Raw genomic sequence first — 19377 nt, forward strand, 5'->3', positions numbered from 1 at the left:
GCGTTGCTGTCGCTATCATTATCCGAAGAAGAGTCAGCCGCCGCAATTGCTACGCCACCTAAGCCTATCAATCCCAAGGCAAGGGCCCAGGGTGGAATCCCTCCTCCAGACAGCTCGCTAGCCTCTTGGATTTCTGCAAACGAAAACCCTGACCAAGGAGTTTCATACTGCCCCCACCAAATGACACCATCAGAATCTTCGAGCAGCAGCTCGCTGCGTTCCCCTTCCGAAACATTAAAAAAGCCGGCAATGGTTATCTGCTCACCTGACTTCAGGGTGATAATCAAGTCCATTCCCGACCTATCGAAAGATGCGATGTCTTCAGGCCCGACAGAAACCTTAACTACACTGGGCACCTGCAGATCTACAGCACTTCCTGAAGGTATTTCTACCGTATCGCCGCCTGCTTTAGCAGTGACGGCTATGAATGCATTGTCCATGCTTCACCTATTTTTTTGTCACTTTCAGTTTTTAGTTTTAATGCCCTATGCTTTGATGCTCCCTTAGCATTTCTTTTAATGCCTTTTAAATCTCCTTAAAAACTTCTTAGCTAGACACAGCTAACGTAATGAAAAATTGGCTCAATGATCGACCCAACTTGCTCTTTTCGGGCTCCTAAAGCTTTGTGACTTCAGTAACTTTTATTATCACGCAGCATCATTCGCCCGCTAACGTTTCCAGGTACTCATCGTTTTACTTCAAGTGTTTCTATTAAATAAAATGTCGACTCGACGATTAGGAGCTAAGCACTCTTTCAAACTAACTCCTACGAGACCAGGGCAACTGACAATCGAATCATTCTCACCACGGCCGACATAGGTAATTTTCTCAGGGTTGCCCCCTCCCTGTATCAGCGCTTCGACTACCGCTTTCGCGCGCTGCTCGGAAAGGTGCATGTTGTATTCTGCCGAGCCAATCTGATCAGCATGGCCCGTCACCAGTACAGAACGCCCCCCTAAACTAGCCTGTGCATCTTGGACAGCCTGCTGAAGCTCCCTTCTACCTTGTGAAGAAAGAGCATAACTATCAAACTCAAATAGAAAATCTGCTGAAAAACTTAATATCTGAGGCGGGGCATGCTGAGAAAGCTCGGAGAACAGGCGATTACACTGTGGCCGCCGCCATTCTGAAGACACAAGTATCTGCTGAGTAAATGAAACTTGGTACTGGCAAACAAGATAGTCTTCATCGTTCAAAGGTAGGTTGACGTTATATTGCCAGCTATTATCTTGCTCGGTAGCCAATGAGTCATTTGGAACTCCAAGCAACTCTGTGACATCTTGTTTAGTGAGTTTACCTGCACCATATCCTACTAGCTGCAGGCTGTTGACAGGCACAACAGCCCCATATCTTTGAAAGCGTTCATTTAGGCCAGATGCTGGCACTTCTACATTCGCAAAATCATCAGCAACAACTGTGGTAGCAAGACTGATGCCTGCCACGGTTAACCCTGCAACTGAAAATACAGCGCTCCACTTTTTAAGATTCTTCATAGCCCACCCCTAATTATTATTACCATAGATAACAGAAATGTGACGAACACTTACCATTACTCACACTCCCATATCAACCCGTCACTAAAATTATTTATTATTTAAAAATCAAACCTTTAGGAAAAATAAAATTAATCGCCATACTAATACATATTTATTGTGAACTTCATTCAAATTAGAGCATTTATATGACAATCGCAATAAGCTATTCATCAAATAATGCACCTCAAGTTCGACGTTTTTCTGCTTGAGTAGCGCTACACTATAGAGTCCGGCTCTGCTAGCCAGAAAAACTGATATGAAGAAGCGTAGCAGCAAGAAAAAACCACTTATTGCCTTGGCGAAAGCGAAGCAAAAGCAGTGCTACCGCCCCCTAAGGAGCTATATCGTTAGCACGGTTAATTGGAAGCTAGTAATTACCTCTGGCACAGCACGTTTGGAGGGATGAGCGTACCGAATGCCTAGCGAATTTAAGAGTTCAAAACCCAAAACACGAGATTAAAGAAACTTATTGCCGTATCTCTGTTGGAGATGGAGAGGACCTGCGAAATATTGAGACGCAAGTAGTGAACGTGTCCTCACGCCGCGAAATGGTACGTTTCATGATGTCACGTGGCCTGAGTGAGCATCGCACACTACTCATTATATGCATGAGTGCGAACAGCCGATGCCAGATCGCATGAATGAACCTTGGCCTTGGCTACTATGGAGTTGACATGATTTATCTGAGACTGCGTCAGGCGGGTTAAAAGGTAAATAACAAGCGCGTCAATCGCCTGCCCACAGAGGCCCGACGGTAAGCAAAACAACGCAAACGTAAACGCATCTCAGTGCCTAAGCGAAAATCACTGAACCGCCCTTATGCCACCAATCAGGTCTGATAAATGGATATTGTGTTTGATCTTACGATTGAAGGATGCGCCACTGTTATTGTTAGCGCTCGCCATGAGGCCATGTGGGCATTGGCCGATACGCGCCATCTTGATGTGAGTTCATATCCGTAGGCATAGCGTTACTTGTGACCGAATCAGGAAACCGCTCAATCAAAACTCCTATATAGAATCGTTTAACGGACTCTTTCGCCACGAATGCCTGAATGAACGGCTCACCAGCTTGTATCACGCTAAAGCGGCTATCGAGGCATGGCGCCGAGAAAACAACGAAGAAAGGGCTAAAAAAGGATTTGGTGGATTAACGCCTTCAGCCTATGCCAAGAAGCTAACTATCAAAGTCGTCATAGTAAGTTCAGATGCTAAATCCAACTGCTACGTAAGAGCGGGTAACGTCAAGTAAGGTAAGAAAAATAGGCTGTAAATATCCATTTACAGCCCAAAATCGAGCAGACGTATTAGCGACGTTGCTGTTTACGCATTGTTTGTACCGGTTTGCGCTTATGCTTATCGCGATTCCAGCGATTCTTCTCGTCCGGCGTTAACACGGGTACTTTACGGGTTTCCAAACCGGCTAAGGTGGATAAGTCATCTACCTCACCCTGAGTAAGCTCAATCCATTCGCCGGCTTTGGCGCGCTTATCAATAAAAATGTTGCCATAGCGCACACGCTTCAGACGGCTAACCGTCAGCGCCTGGGACTCCCACAAACGACGCACTTCGCGGTTACGCCCCTCAAGAATGACGACGTGGAACCAAGTATTGATCCCCTCACCGCCAAACTCTTGTATATCGGTAAAGCGAGCGGGACCATCTTCCAACATGACACCATCGGCCATCGCCAAGATATGCTCGCGCTTCACCTCACCCATCACGCGGACCGCATATTCGCGCTCTACCTGGGTGGAGGGATGCATCAGCCGGTTGGCTAGTTCGCCATCCGTCGTAAAGAGCAGTAAACCGCTGGTGTTGATATCCAAGCGACCAACAGCTACCCAACGCTCGCCTTTTAAGCGCGGCAAGCGGTCAAATACGGTACGTCGACCCTCAGGGTCTTTGCGAGTGCACAGCTCGCCTTCCGGCTTGTTATACATGATCACTCGACGCGGCACTTCCTCTTCCGAGCGCAGCGTTACCGGTCGATCGTCAAAACTGACACTATTTCGCGCTTCAACGCGATCACCCAGCTTAGCCACCTTGCCATTCACTTTAACGCGGCCATCGGAAATCGCCGTTTCCATTTCACGCCGCGAGCCAAGGCCTGCGCGGGCTAAAACTTTTTGCAGCTTTTCGCCAGCTGGGGGCGTCGTCGTATCATTCTGACTCATGGTCATCTGACCTCACATCGTTAGTCTGCGTGCGCGCGCTATCATCGTCGTTAACGCGTTGCGCACGTGCCGCTAGCCGGGCTTCAAGATCGGCAAAGCTCAGCGGCTGGGTTAACGCCGTCTCGGCGTGCGTATCGGCTATTTCAGCCTTGGTGATCTCAGCAGTGGCTATCTCATCCACTTTGGGTGGCGCATCCTGCACCGTTTTAAGCGTTTCGTCTAGCCCTGCAGGAGCGACGTCAGAAGACTTTTCAGGCAGCTCGCTATCATCCCAATTAGCCAGAGTGTGCATCGGTGGCAAGGCATCGAGTGTTTTCAAACCAAAATCATCTAAAAAGCTGCGTGTGGTGGCGTAAACAGCCGGTCGCCCTGGCACGTCTCTGTGGCCAACCACTCGAATCCAACCGCGCTCCATCAAGGTCCGCATGATAGAACTACTCACGCTGACCCCGCGGATCTCTTCAATATCGCCTCGGGTGACCGGCTGACGATAAGCAATCAACGCCAGCGTTTCCAGCAAGGCACGTGAATAACGCTGAGGGCGCTCATCCCAAAGTCGCGACACCCACTGCGACAGGCGTGGACGAATACGCAGCTGATAACCCGAAACCGTTTCTAACAACTCCAGTGCACCTTGCGAATGGCGCTGTTGAAGCCGTTCGAGCACTTGACGAAACTCGCGCGGAGATGGGCATTCGCCGCTAACAAAAAGTGTTTGTAAACGTTCTAGCGGTAACGGCTCGCCAGCGGCTAAAAGCGCCGCTTCTACTATCTCGTCTAGCCCGGTGGGCGCGTTACTCATGGTGGCTCCTCGTCAGATTCAAAGGCAGACTCTGAATAGACGCTGTCTTCTATCGCTATATCGCCCTCTTCAAAGGCACTCTCCTCGCCATCAGCCAGGGCGGCAAGCCGAGCACGCACATGAATCGGCGAAAGTGGCGCATTCTGAACAATTTCAATCATGGCTTCTTTGGCTAGCTCCAAAATCGCCATAAAGGTCACCACCACGCCGGGGCGCCCTTCTTCCAGGGCAAATAGCGCTTCAAAAGGGGTATAGCGCTGGCTGGCGGCATCTTGGCTTAGCTGCGCCATAATCTTCAGCATTCGCTCGCGAGTAGACAATACCTCACGGCTAATCTGATGAGCCTGAACTAGCTCGGCACGCTTAAGGATATCGGACAGAGCACTGAGCAACTCGTCCAACTCGACCTCAGGATGAATCACGCGGGCTTCAAGCGGCGGGAGTCCAGCCTGCACGCTGAACCAATCGCGGCCCATACGCGGCAACGTATCTAGCGTTTCTGCTGCCTCTTTGAGGCGCTCATACTCCTGCAGGCGACGGATGAGTTCCGCGCGCGGATCTTCTTCGTCGTCACCTTCAGCCTTGGGCGGGCGCGGCAGAAGCGTACGCGATTTAATCTCAGCCAGCATGGCGGCCATCAATAGATACTCACCGGCCAGCTCAATCTCCATGGCCTTCATCAGCTCAACGTACTCAATGTACTGGTGGGTGATGGTCGCCACATTGATGGTCAGAATATCGAGGTTCTGACGCCGAATGAGATAGAGCAGTAAATCTAGTGGGCCTTCAAAGGTCTCTAAAAAGACCCGTAACGCTTCAGGAGGAATATACAGATCTTCTGGCAGCTGGGTGATCTGCTCATCAAACAGGCGCCCAAGCGAGGGCTCCGCTGGCTCAATAGGCGGTGCATCAAGCTTGTTTAGATCGTCAGGTGCACTTGGCGTCTCGCTCACGCGGGTCGGGTCTCTTGAAAAAGGGGTATTAGTATCAATGCACAGTTTAGCAAAGTTGGCAGCATTCGCGTCGCTCTATTAGAGGTAAAGGCAAGCGTATTAGCCCGCATCGCTCGCTTTGCGATAACGACCGGCATAGTCAAACAGCTTCTCGCGCACCTGGAAATGGCGACCAACTTTGCGCCCGACGACAAAATCAGGATGGCGTAAGCGGTGCTTCTCAGTGACGACTTCATCAGCACTCACAGGCTGCCATTGATTGCCCGGCGCACGCAGGTGGTAGCGCAAAAATGCGGCATAAAAAGCACGTCGTTGCGCAGCCGTTTCCAACGCAAACCATTCGGCCAAATGGGCGCCATCCTCATCGTGATAGGTAACTTTTAAGCGCGGCAAGCCACGGCCGTTAGTCGTCGACTCCAACTGCATGCCGCTCACCCGCAGCACCTTGGCATCTTTCAGCTTTAGAGCATCTTTGAGTTTATCATCGGCATCCACCAAGAGTCTTTCACAGCCGTGGCAGCGACGGGCAGCGATGTCATTCTCAGCACCGCACTCATCACAGACCTTAAAACGAAAACGAAATTCGCACTGGTGGCGCCCCCCCTCAGGATTATCAATAAGCCCTTGGCAGCGACGGCCAAAGTGCTCAATAACCACCTCGCCATCACGCTTACCCCAATATAGATTGGCATGACCACAGGCCGGACACTCTACTTGAACAGGCTCGCTGTCACTGTCTGGTTTCGCCTCCCCCACCTCAGGAGCGAAAACATCCCAGGGGTTGCCAGCGTAATCCAGAATGAGACAATCTTCTTTACCCGGCGACAAACGTAACCCCCTGCCCACCATCTGCTGATAGAGGCTAACCGATTCGGTCGGCCGCAAAATGGCGATCAGATCGACATGAGGCGCATCGAAACCCGTGGTGAGCACGGCCACGTTAACCAGGTATTTTAGCTCACGCGCTTTGAACGCATTGATTCGCGCAGCCCGGTCTTGAGAATGCGTGGAACCAGTGATCAGCGCAGCCTCTAAGCGAGGCAAATAACCCATAATTTCTTCAGCGTGCGCCACTGTCGCTGCAAATATCATCACCCCTTGGCGGTCATGGGCGCGTTGAACCACTTCGTTAATAATACCGGGCGTTGCACGGCTGCCGGCAACGACCCTATTGAGGGCTTCTTCCGGAAAAATCCCGCTTGCTGACGGGCTGAGGGCTGAAAAGTCGTACCCTTCCACCGCCATATCCAGGCGCTTAGGCGCAGCAAGATAGCCTTGTTTTACCATCAGACGAAGCGGCTGCTCAAAGACGCAGTCACGAAAAAAGCTGTCCTCACTACCGCGCACCATGCCGTGATGATGGCGATAATAGATAAACCCCTGCCCCAACCGATACGGCGTGGCGGTTAGACCAAGGATTTTAAGCTCGGTGTTGTGCTGACGCAGATGTTCAATTACCTGACGGTAGCTTGCATCCTCGTTGAGCGATACGCGATGGCTTTCGTCAATGACCAGCAGCGTAAAATTAGCGTCGCTAAAGCGCTCCAAGTTGCGCACCACCGACTGTACCGACCCAAACACCACCTGCCGATCAGCCTCTTTGCGTTTTAATCCGGCGCTAAAAATAGCCGCTTTTAAGCCATAGGCTTGGTACTTGGCATGGTTCTGCTCGACCAGTTCACGAACATGCGCAAGCACTAGCACCCGCCCCCGCGCCAGGCGAGCAAGCTCAGCAATCACCAGCGATTTGCCGCTGCCGGTAGGCAGCACTAATAAAGCAGGATCGCTAGAGCTGCGAAAGTGCACAACCACACGCCTAACGGCCTCTTTTTGATAAGGACGCAGCTGAGGTGTTGTTGAAGAATCAGGGTTCGACAAATTAATTAGTCCGCTAGTGAACTATTCCTACTTTCGTCCCATCTTATCATTGACGATGTTTAATTCATGCTGGGCTTTGCCCGCCACTAAGCGAGCCCCTGAAACAAAGAGAATCTTCCATGACCGCCAACCATTTCAGCCCAGAATGCCCAGAATGTAATAGCCGACTAAAACGCCTGCCAGCTACGCGACGTGACCAAACCCACGTCTACTGCATGGATTGTGGGCATGATTTTGGCCGCTATGAATACATGGTAGAGCGCTATCGTAGCGAGCTTGAAACGCTTGAGGCCAAGCTTGGCCTGCCACCGGCGACAGCCGATGAAGCGCCGATAGCCGCTAACGAGCAGCGCTCTTAGCACGTTGCAGCAATTAACTATTTCTTGAACGACTATTGCTGAACAGCTTTTTAAAACATCTTTTTCAAACAGTTTGTTAATTAACGTTACGTTTAACGCATAACGGCGGCTTAAGGCCGCCGTTATGTTTGATGCTACAGGATAGGCTACTTAAACGTTAGCCAAGCCAAACCCGTGCATTGCGGAACAAGCGCAGCCATGCGCCATCGTCTACCCATTCAGTCGGGCGCCAAGAGTTGGTGACCGCACGAGCAACGCGCTCAGGGTGCGGCATCATAATAGTCACCCGACCATCAGGCGTGGTCAGGCCGGTAATCCCAGAGGGCGAGCCGTTAGGGTTAGCCGGATAACGCGTCGTCGACTGGCCGTAGTTGTCGATATAGCGCAGCGCGATTTGGCTGCTCGACTGCATGCTGCGAAGGTGGGCGCTGTCACGGAACTCCGCACGCCCTTCCCCATGGGCCACGGCGATTGGAAGCTTCGAGCCCTCCATACCGGCCAGCAGAATTGAAGGGCTTTTCTCAACCCGCACCATCGAGACACGCGCTTCAAACTGCTCAGACTCATTGCGCACAAAGGTTGGCCAATTTTCGGCACCCGGAATTAACGCTTTCAACTGCGAAAGCATCTGGCAGCCGTTGCACACGCCAAGCGAGAAGCTATCGTCACGAGCAAAGAACGCCGCAAACTGCTCACGTGCACGCTCGTTAAACAGTACTGATTTTGCCCAGCCGCCCCCAGCGCCGAGAACATCGCCGTAAGAGAAGCCGCCACAGGCGACAAGCCCTTTGAATTCATCTAGCGAGACCCGCCCTTCAAGGATGTCGCTCATGTGCACATCCACCGCATCGAACCCAGCTTTATCAAAGGCCCAGGCCATCTCGACCTGACCATTAACGCCCTGCTCACGCAGCACGGCCATGGCGGGTTTGGCGGTATTTACAAACGGCGCGCTAATGTCATCATTGATATCAAAGGTAGGCGCAGCGGAAAGCCCAGGATCGCGGCTATCGAGCAGGTTATCGAATTCATTTTTGGCGCACTCAGGATTATCCCGCAGCGCCTGCATACGATAGCTGGTTTCCGCCCAGGTGCGCTGGGTAAGCTGGCGAGTGGTTTCCAGCAGCGGCTCTTCAAACAACGTCACGCGTACCTGATCATCGTAACGAGGGCGCGCAATGACGCCGCACGTTTCGATACCGGCAACGGCAAACTGCGCCAGCACTTCTTCCGTATGCTGACGATTGACCTGGATGACTGCCCCCAGCTCTTCAGAGAACAGTGCGTTCAGCGCCTCTACCGGCTCATCGATCATCCAGTCAAGCTTGATTTCAAGGCCGGCATGCGCCGCAAACGCCATTTCTAACAGCGTTACGATCAAGCCACCATCGCTGCGGTCGTGGTAAGCCAAGAGCTTACCGTCACGGTTGAGCCCCTGAATAACCTCGAAGAAGGCCTTAATATCTTCCGGATCGTCGACATCGGGGCAGTCGTTGCCCACCTGGCCGTAAACCTGCGCCAAAGCAGAGCCACCCAAACGATTTTGGCCGTTGCCCAGGTCAATCAAAATCAAATCAGACTCGTCTTGATCTAAATTAATCTGCGGCGTTAGGGTCGCCAGCGCGTCTGTTACCGGTGCAAAGCCCGTCACGACAAGCGCAAGCGGCGAGGTTACGCTGCGATCTTCGGCTTCGCCCTGCTCATTCTCATGCTGCCAGGAAGTGCGCATGGACATAGAGTCTTTGCCCACCGGAATGGCAATGCCCAGCGCCGGGCACATTTCCATGCCGACCGCGTAAACAGCATCAAACAGCGCCTGATTTTCACCCGGATGGTCCGCAGCGCTCATCCAGTTAGCAGACAGCTTGATATCGCTGAGTTTAGCAATCGGCGCGGCCGCAAGGTTCGTAATTGCTTCAGCAACGGCTAAGCGGGCGCTGGCAGCGGGATTGATCAGCGCCACCGGCGGGCGCTCCCCCATCGCCATGGCTTCACCCACATGGCTATCAAAGCTTGCCGTGGTGACAGCCACATCGGCCACCGGCACCTGCCATGGGCCGACCATTTGATCACGCGCCACTTGGCCGGTAATTGAGCGATCGCCAATGGTAATCAGGAAGTTTTTCGAGGCCACCGTGGGCAGGCGCAGCACGCGGTCTAACGCCTCACGCAGATCAAGATTATCCAGCATCATGCCCGAGAGCGCGGGGTTATGGCGCTCAAATTCGCGCTGCATTTTAGGCGCTTTACCGAACAGCACGCTCATCGGCAAATCAACCGGTTTGCTGTCGAAGTGGCCATCGCGCACTTCAAGGTGATGCGCTTCTAATGCCTCACCAACAACCGCATAAGGGCAGCGTTCGCGCTGGCAGAGCGCATCAAAGGTGCCCAGGTCCTCTGACGCAACCGCGAGCACGTAGCGCTCCTGCGCTTCGTTACACCAAATTTCCAGCGGGCTCATACCCGGTTCGGCATTGGGCACCGCACGTAAATCAAAACGACCACCTCGATTGCCGTCTTTTACCAGTTCAGGCAGTGCATTAGAAAGCCCACCGGCGCCAACGTCATGAATAAAGCGAATCGGGTTGTGGTCGCCTAGCGCCCAGCAGCGGTCGATAACTTCCTGTGCACGTCGTTCAATCTCAGGGTTTTCGCGCTGCACAGAAGCAAAGTCCAGGTCGGCGCTGGAAACGCCTGAGGCCATGCTAGACGCAGCGCCCCCGCCCAAGCCAATTAGCATCGCAGGGCCGCCCATGACAATCAGCTTACCGCCAACGGGAATATCGCCTTTCTGCACGTGATGCGCGCGAATATTGCCGTAGCCACCGGCCAGCATAATCGGCTTATGGAAGCCGCGCCGCTCAATGCCGCCGTCGTTCAGCGACTCTTGCTCGTAAGTACGGAAATAACCGGTCAAGTTTGGCCGACCAAACTCATTGTTAAACGCCGCCCCGCCAATGGGGCCTTCTAGCATGATATTCAGCGCCGACTGCATCCGTTCGGGCTTGCCGTAATCAAACGCCTCCCAGGGCTGCACGAACTCTGGAATCCGCAGGTTGGAAACGGTAAAGCCCGACAGACCGGCTTTAGGTTTCCCGCCGATACCGGTGGCGCCTTCGTCACGGATCTCACCGCCCGAGCCCGTTGCCGCACCGGGAAAAGGCGCAATTGCCGTTGGGTGATTGTGCGTTTCCACTTTCATCAGGATATGAATCGGTTCCTGATGAGTGGCGTACAGCGCACGCTCTTGATCAGCGCCCGTTAGCGGCGTTGCAAAGAACCGCCCCGCTTGGCTGCCCTTAATAACGGCGGCGTTGTCGCTATACGCTGAAAGGACGTTGTCTGGCGATGACGCAAACGTGTTCTTAATCATTTTGAACAGTGAGTGGCTCTGCGGCTCGCCGTCGATGACCCAGTCTGCGTTAAAAATTTTGTGACGGCAGTGCTCTGAGTTAGCTTGCGCAAACATCATAAGCTCAACGTCGCTGGGATTACGCCCCAGCTCATTGAAAGCATCCACCAGGTAATCGATTTCATCGTCAGCCAGCGCCAGCCCTAACGCTTGGTTAGCCGTCGCCAGCGCTTCGCGGCCGCCGTCTAAAATATCCACACTGCCCAGCGGCGCCGGGTCGTGCTGGGCAAAAAGCTGGGTCGCAGCAGCAGCATCGGCCAGCACGGTTTCCGTCATGCGGTCATGCAAAAGTGCCGCAATGGCGGCCATGCTGTCGCGGTCCGGCGAAGCGGTGAAGCTTACGCGATAATCAATGCCGCGCTCGATGCGGTTGATTTGGCGCAGCCCACAGTTGTGAGCAATATCGGTCGCTTTCGAGGACCAGGGCGACTGAGTGCCCAGTCGCGGCACCACTAAAAAGCGCTGGGCAGGTTCGGGAACTTCTACGCTTGAGTGAGTGCCATAGTCCAGCAGCTGCGTTAAGCGCTCAAGAGTGGCGTCATCCATTTCGTCGTGACGGTCATTCGAATGAACATTGATAAAATGAACATAGTGGGCAGACAGCGCTTCCACCTCGGGAACACGTTCACGCAGCACCGTTAACAGCCGAGCATGACGGAAGGCAGAAAGGGCGGGCGCGCCTCGCAGTTCGAGCATATCCTGAAGCCTCTAGAGCAGGGAATTCGAGCAGGGAAATCACCGGGTCGCCATGGCGACCGTACTAATGTGGTGCCGGACAGCCACAGCAGGGGCATTGGAAAACCTAGATAGTGGTATCAAAAACCCCATATCGCGGCATCGAAAAACCTAAGTTGTGTCACCGGAAAACGCCTATGATACTGGAAACCAGCCGCCACACGAAATCAACAAGGTGACAGCATGAGTCTGGCTGGGTATCGTGGCCGCTTGTTCCATGCCGACAAGACGCCATGCTGACGTTGATTTGCCGACATTTCGTAACCCGTGCCAGCGCTTATTTTGCGTTAATCACCATTATATTTTTGGTCATGGTTCCCACCCTGCCCAGGGTTCCTCCTGGCGAGCATTTGACGCAAATCACTGCCAAAGAATTTATTACCGCCCATACCCGTAATACCCCTACGACGTACTACGAAGGCCGCCAAGGGCCAACTGGCTTTGAGTATGAGCTGATGCACCGCTTCGCCGACTACCTAGGGGTAAGCCTTAACCTAAATGCAAGCCACCACCCGGAAAGCGTGCTGCCAGCCGTGCGTGAAAACGGCGATTTAGGCGCAGCGACACTGCCGCTATTTCCCAACACACCGGGTATTCACTACAGCCGCCCGATTATTCAAATGCAGCCGCTGGTGGTTTATCGACGTGGCCTAAATGGCATTAGAGAACCCGGCGACCTTGTTGGCTTGGAGCTAGGCACGCTCAGTGAAGCGGGCACTAGCGATGCGCTACGCGATCTGCAGCGCCGCTACCCGACGCTGAGCTGGAAAGAGTCCCATGAGCTAGAAGTCGCGGAACTGCTGGCACGCGTAGAGAACGGCACGCTGGATGCCGCGGTGATTTTTGAGCATCAGTTTCGTTTAAATAGGCTTTTTTTCCCCAATGTCGAGCGCGGCTTTACGCTGGGCGACCCGCTTTCTATGGCATGGGCCGTGCCGAGCGGGCGCGGGCTAGGCTTACTTGAAGCTGCTAATAGCTTCCTACAGGGTCTGCAAGAAGACGGCACGTTAGATAGGCTGATCAGCCGCTACTTTGGTCATGACGACTATTTAGAGTATGTCGGTACGCGCACGTTTCTCGACCATTTAGATTCTCGTCTACCACAGTACACCGCACTCTTTCAGCAGGCTGCTCAGGAGACGGAATTTGACTGGAAGCTGCTGGCCGCCGTTGGCTATCAGGAATCTCACTGGGACCGAGAAGCCGTCTCGCCGACGGGCGTAAAAGGCTTAATGATGCTCACCAACCCTACCGCCAGCGAGATGGGCGTAAGTGATCGCACCGACCCGGCACAAAGTATTGATGGCGGCGCCCGCTATCTGCGCAGCATTAAAGACCGCTTGCCGGAAAGCATTACCGGTGATGACCGCCTATTCATGGCCATGGCCGCCTACAATGTGGGCCTGGGTCACTTGTATGACGCTCGAAAAATTGTCGAAATGCGCGGCGGCAATTCTGATCGCTGGGACGATGTACGCGCCGCGCTGCCGCTTTTACAGCAGCGTGAATGGCACAGCCAAACGAGGCATGGCTACGCCCGCGGCGGCGAACCGGTTATCTACGTGCGCAACATTCGGCGTTACTACGAAATGATTCAATATGTAGAGCGTAGCCGGCAGCAGTTTTTCCAACTAGAACAAACGGTGGTGAATGATGACCCGCTGCTACTGTTTGAGCTCGTCCCACCGCTTGATTAACCGCCGTTCATTCGCTGGGCACTTCTCTTCGCGCGGCAAAAAAATGCTTCAACAGCTTTTGCGAGGCTGGCGCTAACACACCGCCAGACACCGCAATAGAATGGTTGAACCAAGGCTGCGCCAACAAGTTAGCTTTAGACTCCACCATGCCTGCCCGGGGCTCCGCGGCGCCATAAACCAGGCGGCTTAGGCGCGCATGAATCATGGCACCCGCGCACATCATGCAGGGCTCTAAGGTGACAAACAGCGTGCAACCTTCAAGGCGATAGTTACCCAACTGCTTGGCGGCCTCGCGCAGCGCTCGAACCTCAGCATGACCGCTAGGGTCGCAGCTAGCGATAGGCGCATTGTAGCCGACGCCGATAATCTCGCCCTGCGTATCCACCACCATTGCACCCACCGGCACTTCGCCTGCCGCGGCGGCTAGATGTGCTTGGTCAAGCGCTCGGTGCATGTAAAATTCATCGCTGCGCATAAAGCTAAACTCCGCTAAGGTAGCAAAACGTTCGTATGAAAGGCTTACCCACCGCAGCGGTAGCTCGCCATCATCGCCAGCATCATAGTCAGTTAGCACCACATTGAAATAGCATCAAGGATACCGAGAATGACAGACGCACTGAACAAACTTGTGGAGTTATTAGAGCTTGAGCCCCTTGAAGAAACGCTATTTCGCGGCCAGAGCCAAGACCTAGGCTTGCCGCAACTGTATGGCGGCCAAGTGCTGGGACAAGCGCTAGCAGCAGCGGCGCGTACGGTGCCAGACGAGCGCCGCCCGCACTCTCAGCACGGCTATTTTCTGCGCCCCGGCGACCCTCATCGCCCAGTTGTTTACCAGGTTGATACTATTCGCGACGGCGGCAGCTTTACGACGCGGCGAGTCACCGCCATACAGAAAGGGCGGCCGATTTTTTTCTGTAGCGCCTCATTTCAAAGCGAAGAAGCAAGCTTCAGCCATCAGCGCAACATGCCAAATGTACCGTCGCCCGAAACGCTGATTGCCAACGGCGAGGCTAAGCACGACCGTTTCCCAGGCCACCCGATTGAATTTTTGCACCTCCCCGGCAACCCCGACAACGCCACGCCGGTAGGTCAATGCCTTTGGTTTCGCCTAGCCGGCACGCTGCCAAACGACACAGCATTACATCGCCACTTACTGTCTTATGCCTCGGACTTTAACCTACTGACCACGAGCCTAGCGCCTCACGGCATCCAATTCAAAGACCCCAAACTGCGCATCGCCAGCCTCGACCACGCTCTGTGGCTACACCAGGACACCCGTTTAGACGACTGGCTGCTTTACGTCATCGACTCGCCATGGGCAGACGGGGCTCGCGCGCTAGCACGGGGGCATATTTACAGCCGCGATGGCCGCCTAATCGCCTCCACGGCTCAAGAAGGCCTAACGCGCTACTCGCCAAGCTAAATTGATACTGTTCAGAAACACTTACGCCCGCTGCGAGGCGGGCGTAAGTGAGCAGGTAAGAACTACTTAGCTACCGAACTTAGGTACAGACCTTAGCCGCCATAGACATCATTGATTGACGTTAGCGGGTAATGCGCAGGAAACGGCTTACGCGCCACGCCCGAATCAACCGCGGCTTGAGCGACCGCCGATGTCACTCGCGCCAACAAACGGATATCCACAGGCGTTGGGATAATGTATTCGCGGCCAAAGCTCATCTCAGTGAGCTCATAAGCGCTCAGCACTTCTTCTGGCACAGGCTCGCGAGCCAAGTCCTTCAATGCATGCACTGCAGCCAGCTTCATTTCTTCATTAATTCGGGTGGCACGTACATCCAGCGCCCCGCGGAAGATAAACGGAAAGCCGAGTACGTTATTGACCTGATTGGGGAAATCCGAGCGGCCGGTTGCCATAATCACATCCGGGCGCGCCGCACGGGCAACGTCAGGATGAATCTCGGGGTCTGGGTTGGTACAGGCAAACACCACCGGATCAGGCGCCATTTTCTTGACCTGCTCGGCAGAGAGCAGGCCTGGGCCGGAAAGACCAATAAATACGTCAGCACCGTCGATCGCATCATCCAGAGTGCGCATCTCAGTATCGCGGGCAAACTCGGCTTTATATTCGTTAATGCCTTCGCGATCAGTGTGGATAACGCCACGGCGGTCCAGCATCACCAGGTTTTCTTTCTTAGCGCCACAGGAGACGAGTAAACGCATGCAAGCAATAGCGGCAGCGCCGGCGCCCATGCACACAATTTTCACATCTTCAATGCGCTTGCCGGCAATATCCAGTGCGTTCAGCATGCCCGCTGCGGTAACAATAGCCGTACCGTGCTGATCATCGTGAAAAACCGGAATGCTGCAACGCTCAATGAGCGCCTTCTCAATTTCAAAACACTCCGGCGCTTTTATATCCTCAAGGTTAATACCGCCCCACGTATCGGCAATGCGCGCAACGGTATCAATAAACGCCTGCGGGCTTTCCGCATCAACTTCAATGTCGACCGAGTTGATCCCAGCGAAGCACTTGAACAGCACGCCCTTGCCTTCCATCACCGGCTTACTCGCCAGCGGGCCAAGATTACCCAGACCAAGAATAGCGCTGCCGTCGGTAATGACGGCGACCAGGTTCCCCTTGCCGGTATAGCGGTAAGCATTTTCCGCATCCCTAGCGATTTCAAGTACTGGCTCAGCCACGCCGGGGCTATACGCCAACGCCAAATCTCGCGCAGTCGCGGTGGGCTTAGTCAACTCCACTGACAGCTTACCGGGAATCGGTTTAGCGTGATAATCCAAAGCAGCCTGCTTAAGTGAATCCGTCATGGTCAGCGTCCAGTTAACATAAAGTAGATAAGTCATTTGAGAATATAGAAAAAACCTATGCGTCTCAAGCGCGTCGTCAACTCAAATAAAAACGCTCGTTTAACTGAATTTTACCTTCACTTTCGTCGATTTTCGTCGATATTTAATGACACTTATCAAAAAATGATGCGCATACAGTACGTTGCTCCAATGTTGTAGCGCAGCATTTTTGAAAATACTTTCCATAAAAACAAAACAAAAAACCCACGCCTAAGCGTGGGTTTTTTTTCACAAGCACCTTCGTGCCGGCGATGTGGCTATCCGGTATGGATTAGCCGCGCTTAACAGCAGCGCCGAAACGCTTGTTGAAGCGCTCTACGCGGCCACCAGTGGTCGCTTGCTTCTGCTTACCAGTGTAGAACGGGTGGCAGTTGGAACACACGTCCAGAGAAAAGTCCTGACCAGAGGTAGAACCGACCTGGAAGGTAGCGCCACAAGAACAGTTGGCGGTGACCATGTTGTAATTCGGGTGAATACCTTGTCTCATCTCGAGCCTCACTAAGCTATATGCCGCCACCTGATCTTTTGCCAGGCACCGCATACGGGTTTGGAAAAATGACTAACCGGTTATTCGCTCTGTCGGTACGATATATCCTTAAAGCAAGCTTCAAGATAACTCGTTAAGATTGAGAGCGGTCGCATATTCTAGCAAAACTAATGCCGGAGGCCAATTGCCTGATCCTGTTTCTTTACGGGCACCGTCTCACGTGCTTTCTCAAGAGCCTACTCAAGAGCCCTTGCAAGTGCCCGGTCAGATACCCGTTCAAGTGCTCAAAGTGGCGCTGCCCTCGCCGCTGCGCCGGCTATTTGACTACTTGCCTGCTAGCACTGTGCCCGCCTGCGGCTGGCAGCCGGGGCTTCGAGTGCGGGTACCTTTTGGGCGGCGTGAGGTCGTCGGCGTCATCGTAGAGCTGGCTGATCATAGCGATTTACCGTTCAGCCAGCTGCGCGCTGTTAGCGAAACGCTGGACGAAAGCCCGCTGCCGGAAGACTGGCTATGGCTATGCCGGTTTGCCGCCCGCTACTACCAGCACAGCCTGGGCGACACGCTGCACCATGCCATGCCTGCCCGACTACGACAGGGCCACACCATGGCAGGCCGCACGCAAACACTGTGGCTAGCGAAAGGCGAAGGCACAGAGGACACGCTTAGCCGTGCGCCCAAGCAAGCAGAGCTGCACGCCCTACTGCGCCAGCACCCCCATGGCTTGCCCAGCCGAGCGGTCAGCGCCCACGGTTTCGGCCGCGATCAGCTGTTAGCGCTAGAAAAGAAAGCACTAGCCATCAGCCGTGAAGTCATTCTCACCGCCCCCAGCGCGCCTACGGGCAGCCTACTGGCAACGCCCAGCCTGCCGCTTAACCGTGAGCAGGCCACTGCGCTGGCGGCGCTACATGAAAAACTAGACGGCTATCACCCTTGCCTGCTGGAAGGCATCACGGGCAGCGGTAAAACGGAAGTCTATCTACAGCTTATTGAAGCCGTCGCCAGTAAAGGTAAGCAGTCGCTAGTGCTGGTACCGGAAATTGGCCTAACGCCCCAGACGCTTGCTCGCTTTAGAAGCCGCTTTCGCGTCCCCGTGGTGGCACTGCATTCAGGCCTCACTGATCCTGAGCGTCTGGACGTATGGGAAGCCGCTGCCAGTGGCCGGGCGCTGATCATTATTGGCACCCGTTCAGCCATTTTCACCCCGCTGGCTAACCCGGGCGCAATCATTGTCGATGAAGAGCACGACGGCTCCTACAAACAGCACGACGGCTTACGCTACCACGCCCGTGATTTAGCGGTGACGCGCGCCCACTACCATAAAATTCCGCTGCTGATGGGCAGTGCGACGCCGTCGCTAGAGAGCCTGCATCAAGCGCTTTCCGGCAGCTACCGCCATTTGCGGCTAACCCAGCGTCCGAGCCGTCACCCGCCGGCCAAGTTAGAGCTGATTGACCTACGCCACCAGCGTCGCCAAGGCGGCCTGCTGCCCGATGCCATCAAGGCAATTAAAAGCACCTTAAGTGCGGGCAAACAGGTGCTGATTTTTATTAATCGGCGCGGCTTCGCCCCCACGTTAGCCTGCCACGCCTGCGGCTGGATGGCCGAGTGCGGCCAGTGTGACGCACGTATGACGCTACATCGCCAGCCCGCCTTGCTCGCCTGCCACCATTGCGACAGCCGCCGAGCACTGCCGGATGCCTGCCCAGAATGCAGTAGCGGCGACCTGCGCGCGCTCGGCAGTGGCACTGAGCGCACAGAAGAGACACTGCAAACACTACTCCCCAAAACGACGATTCATCGCATAGACCGAGACAGCACCCGGCGCAAGGATAGCTTTGAGCAGGTACTGAAAGAAATTCAGCGCGGCGAACCCTGCGTGTTAGTCGGCACCCAAATGCTCGCTAAAGGGCATCACCTGCCCCACGTCACGCTAGTGGTGGTGGTTAATGCTGACGGCGGCCTTTACGCCGCTGATTTTCGAGCCCTTGAACATAGCGCTCAGCTGCTTGAACAAGTCGCGGGACGTGCGGGGCGTGCCGCTCACCCTGGCCGTGTCTTGGTGCAAACGCTGCACCCTGACGACCCTCATTTAGGCCAGCTTTCTGAGCACGGCTATGGGGCACTGGCTCGCAACATGCTGGAAGAGCGGCGCATCGCGAAGCTTCCGCCGTTTTGTTTTATGGCACTGCTGCGTATTGAAAGCCCCAATGAACAAGCCGCGTTAGCAATGGCACAGCAGGCGGCCCAGGCACTGCGCGAGTGGTTAAAACAAACAAGTGTGGCAACACGATGCTTAGGCCCCGTGCCCGCCCCCATGGAGCGACGCCAAAATCGCTATCATTTACATGTCATGCTGACAGCCGATAAACGCAGCCAGCTGCATCCTGCCGCTAGCTGGCTGGTGCAATGGCTGGAAGCTAATCGAGATGCGCGCAAGGTCCGCTGGTCGATTGATATCGACCCCCAAACGCTCGCGTAATGAGCACTCACAGCATTAACAATGAGGCCTTCACCGTG

Annotated in this window: 14 protein-coding genes and 1 pseudogene; 5 read left to right on the forward strand and 10 right to left on the reverse strand. The window is 54.3% G+C overall.

The features are described 5' to 3' along the window. Positions 1-440 (reverse strand): BapA/Bap/LapF family prefix-like domain-containing protein (locus ACT3RP_RS17035; RefSeq protein WP_483394210.1); only part of this gene is annotated, 440 nt, incomplete at its 3' end. A gap of 258 nt (positions 441-698) precedes the next feature. After that, positions 699-1493: an OmpA family protein gene (locus tag ACT3RP_RS17040; RefSeq protein WP_192536107.1), complete on the reverse strand. Its 795-nt coding sequence runs from the start codon at positions 1491-1493 to the stop codon at positions 699-701. A 1041-nt stretch (positions 1494-2534) separates the two neighbouring features. Between ACT3RP_RS17040 and ACT3RP_RS17045 the strand changes: the two are divergent. Continuing rightward, positions 2535-2786, forward strand: a pseudogene (locus tag ACT3RP_RS17045) (integrase core domain-containing protein); the annotation flags it as partial. A 55-nt stretch (positions 2787-2841) separates the two neighbouring features. Here the strand turns inward: ACT3RP_RS17045 and rluB are convergent. The 4 genes from rluB to ACT3RP_RS17065 all read right to left on the reverse strand — a co-directional run bounded on the left by rluB (position 2842) and on the right by ACT3RP_RS17065 (position 7344). Beyond that, positions 2842-3711 carry a 23S rRNA pseudouridine(2605) synthase RluB gene (rluB, locus tag ACT3RP_RS17050; RefSeq protein ID WP_483394211.1) on the reverse strand — a complete coding sequence of 290 codons (870 nt, stop codon included), beginning with the start codon at positions 3709-3711 and terminating at the stop codon, positions 2842-2844. Beyond that, positions 3698-4513 (reverse strand): SMC-Scp complex subunit ScpB, encoded by an 816-nt coding sequence (gene scpB / locus ACT3RP_RS17055; protein ID WP_483394212.1) that lies wholly within the window; start codon positions 4511-4513, stop codon positions 3698-3700. Before scpB ends, rluB begins: the two co-directional genes overlap by 14 nt. Continuing rightward, positions 4510-5466, reverse strand: a complete 957-nt coding sequence (locus ACT3RP_RS17060) for a segregation and condensation protein A (protein WP_096278203.1) — start codon at positions 5464-5466, stop codon at positions 4510-4512. The genes scpB and ACT3RP_RS17060 overlap by 4 nt, the downstream gene beginning before the upstream one ends. A 99-nt stretch (positions 5467-5565) precedes the next feature. After that, entirely contained in the window at positions 5566-7344 is a 1779-nt protein-coding gene (locus ACT3RP_RS17065) for a DNA repair helicase RadD (protein ID WP_483394213.1), read from the reverse strand. Positions 7345-7463: 119 nt separating this feature from the next. On the opposite strand from ACT3RP_RS17065, the gene ACT3RP_RS17070 reads away from it, so the two are divergent. Next, a complete protein-coding gene (locus tag ACT3RP_RS17070; RefSeq protein WP_096278198.1) occupies positions 7464-7703 on the forward strand; it encodes a hypothetical protein in 240 nt (79 codons plus the stop codon). A 157-nt stretch (positions 7704-7860) separates the two neighbouring features. On the opposite strand, the gene purL is transcribed toward ACT3RP_RS17070, so the two are convergent. Then, on the reverse strand, positions 7861-11811 hold the full coding sequence (purL, locus tag ACT3RP_RS17075) for a phosphoribosylformylglycinamidine synthase (RefSeq protein WP_483394214.1): 3951 nt from the start codon (positions 11809-11811) through the stop codon (positions 7861-7863). 272 nt (positions 11812-12083) lie between these two features. Here purL and mltF point away from each other — a divergent pair, with 272 nt between their 5' ends. Next, the gene (gene mltF / locus ACT3RP_RS17080) at positions 12084-13547 is read left to right on the forward strand and encodes a membrane-bound lytic murein transglycosylase MltF (protein WP_483394215.1); all 1464 of its coding nucleotides are present in this window, start codon (positions 12084-12086) and stop codon (positions 13545-13547) included. Between the two features lie 7 nt (positions 13548-13554). On the opposite strand, the gene tadA is transcribed toward mltF, so the two are convergent. After that, positions 13555-14022, reverse strand: a complete 468-nt coding sequence (gene tadA, locus ACT3RP_RS17085; RefSeq protein WP_483394216.1) for a tRNA adenosine(34) deaminase TadA — start codon at positions 14020-14022, stop codon at positions 13555-13557. 129 nt (positions 14023-14151) lie between these two features. Between tadA and ACT3RP_RS17090 the strand changes: the two genes are divergently transcribed. Next, positions 14152-14970 carry an acyl-CoA thioesterase gene (locus tag ACT3RP_RS17090; RefSeq protein WP_441684184.1) on the forward strand — a complete coding sequence of 273 codons (819 nt, stop codon included), beginning with the start codon at positions 14152-14154 and terminating at the stop codon, positions 14968-14970. 92 nt (positions 14971-15062) lie between these two features. On the opposite strand, the gene ACT3RP_RS17095 is transcribed toward ACT3RP_RS17090, so the two are convergent. Beyond that, positions 15063-16334, reverse strand: coding sequence for a malic enzyme-like NAD(P)-binding protein (locus ACT3RP_RS17095; RefSeq protein ID WP_301735976.1), 1272 nt, complete (start codon positions 16332-16334; stop codon positions 15063-15065). 310 nt (positions 16335-16644) lie between these two features. Next, positions 16645-16860, reverse strand: a complete 216-nt coding sequence (gene rpmE, locus ACT3RP_RS17100; RefSeq protein ID WP_096282286.1) for a 50S ribosomal protein L31 — start codon at positions 16858-16860, stop codon at positions 16645-16647. Positions 16861-17116: 256 nt separating this feature from the next. On the opposite strand from rpmE, the gene ACT3RP_RS17105 reads away from it, so the two are divergent. Beyond that, positions 17117-19339, forward strand: a complete 2223-nt coding sequence (locus ACT3RP_RS17105; protein ID WP_483394228.1) for a primosomal protein N' — start codon at positions 17117-17119, stop codon at positions 19337-19339. Positions 19340-19377: the final 38 nt, after the last annotated feature.

The sequence above is a fragment of the Halomonas sp. AOP5-B2-8 genome (assembly GCF_052376475.1).
In the GTDB taxonomy this organism is placed as follows: Bacteria; Pseudomonadota; Gammaproteobacteria; order Pseudomonadales; family Halomonadaceae; genus Vreelandella; species Vreelandella casei.

What these genes read in the sequence shown, in the direction of transcription:
- purL (WP_483394214.1), bottom strand. Translation starts at nt 11,811, where the DNA reads ATGCTCGAACTGCGAGGCGCGCCCGCCCTTTCTGCCTTCCGTCATGCT.
- ACT3RP_RS17095 (WP_301735976.1), bottom strand. Translation starts at nt 16,334, where the DNA reads ATGACGGATTCACTTAAGCAGGCTGCTTTGGATTATCACGCTAAACCG.
- rluB (WP_483394211.1), bottom strand. Translation starts at nt 3,711, where the DNA reads ATGAGTCAGAATGATACGACGACGCCCCCAGCTGGCGAAAAGCTGCAA.
- ACT3RP_RS17090 (WP_441684184.1), top strand. Translation starts at nt 14,152, where the DNA reads ATGACAGACGCACTGAACAAACTTGTGGAGTTATTAGAGCTTGAGCCC.
- ACT3RP_RS17070 (WP_096278198.1), top strand. Translation starts at nt 7,464, where the DNA reads ATGACCGCCAACCATTTCAGCCCAGAATGCCCAGAATGTAATAGCCGA.
- ACT3RP_RS17040 (WP_192536107.1), bottom strand. Translation starts at nt 1,493, where the DNA reads ATGAAGAATCTTAAAAAGTGGAGCGCTGTATTTTCAGTTGCAGGGTTA.
- scpB (WP_483394212.1), bottom strand. Translation starts at nt 4,513, where the DNA reads ATGAGTAACGCGCCCACCGGGCTAGACGAGATAGTAGAAGCGGCGCTT.
- rpmE (WP_096282286.1), bottom strand. Translation starts at nt 16,860, where the DNA reads ATGAGACAAGGTATTCACCCGAATTACAACATGGTCACCGCCAACTGT.
- tadA (WP_483394216.1), bottom strand. Translation starts at nt 14,022, where the DNA reads ATGCGCAGCGATGAATTTTACATGCACCGAGCGCTTGACCAAGCACAT.
- mltF (WP_483394215.1), top strand. Translation starts at nt 12,084, where the DNA reads ATGCTGACGTTGATTTGCCGACATTTCGTAACCCGTGCCAGCGCTTAT.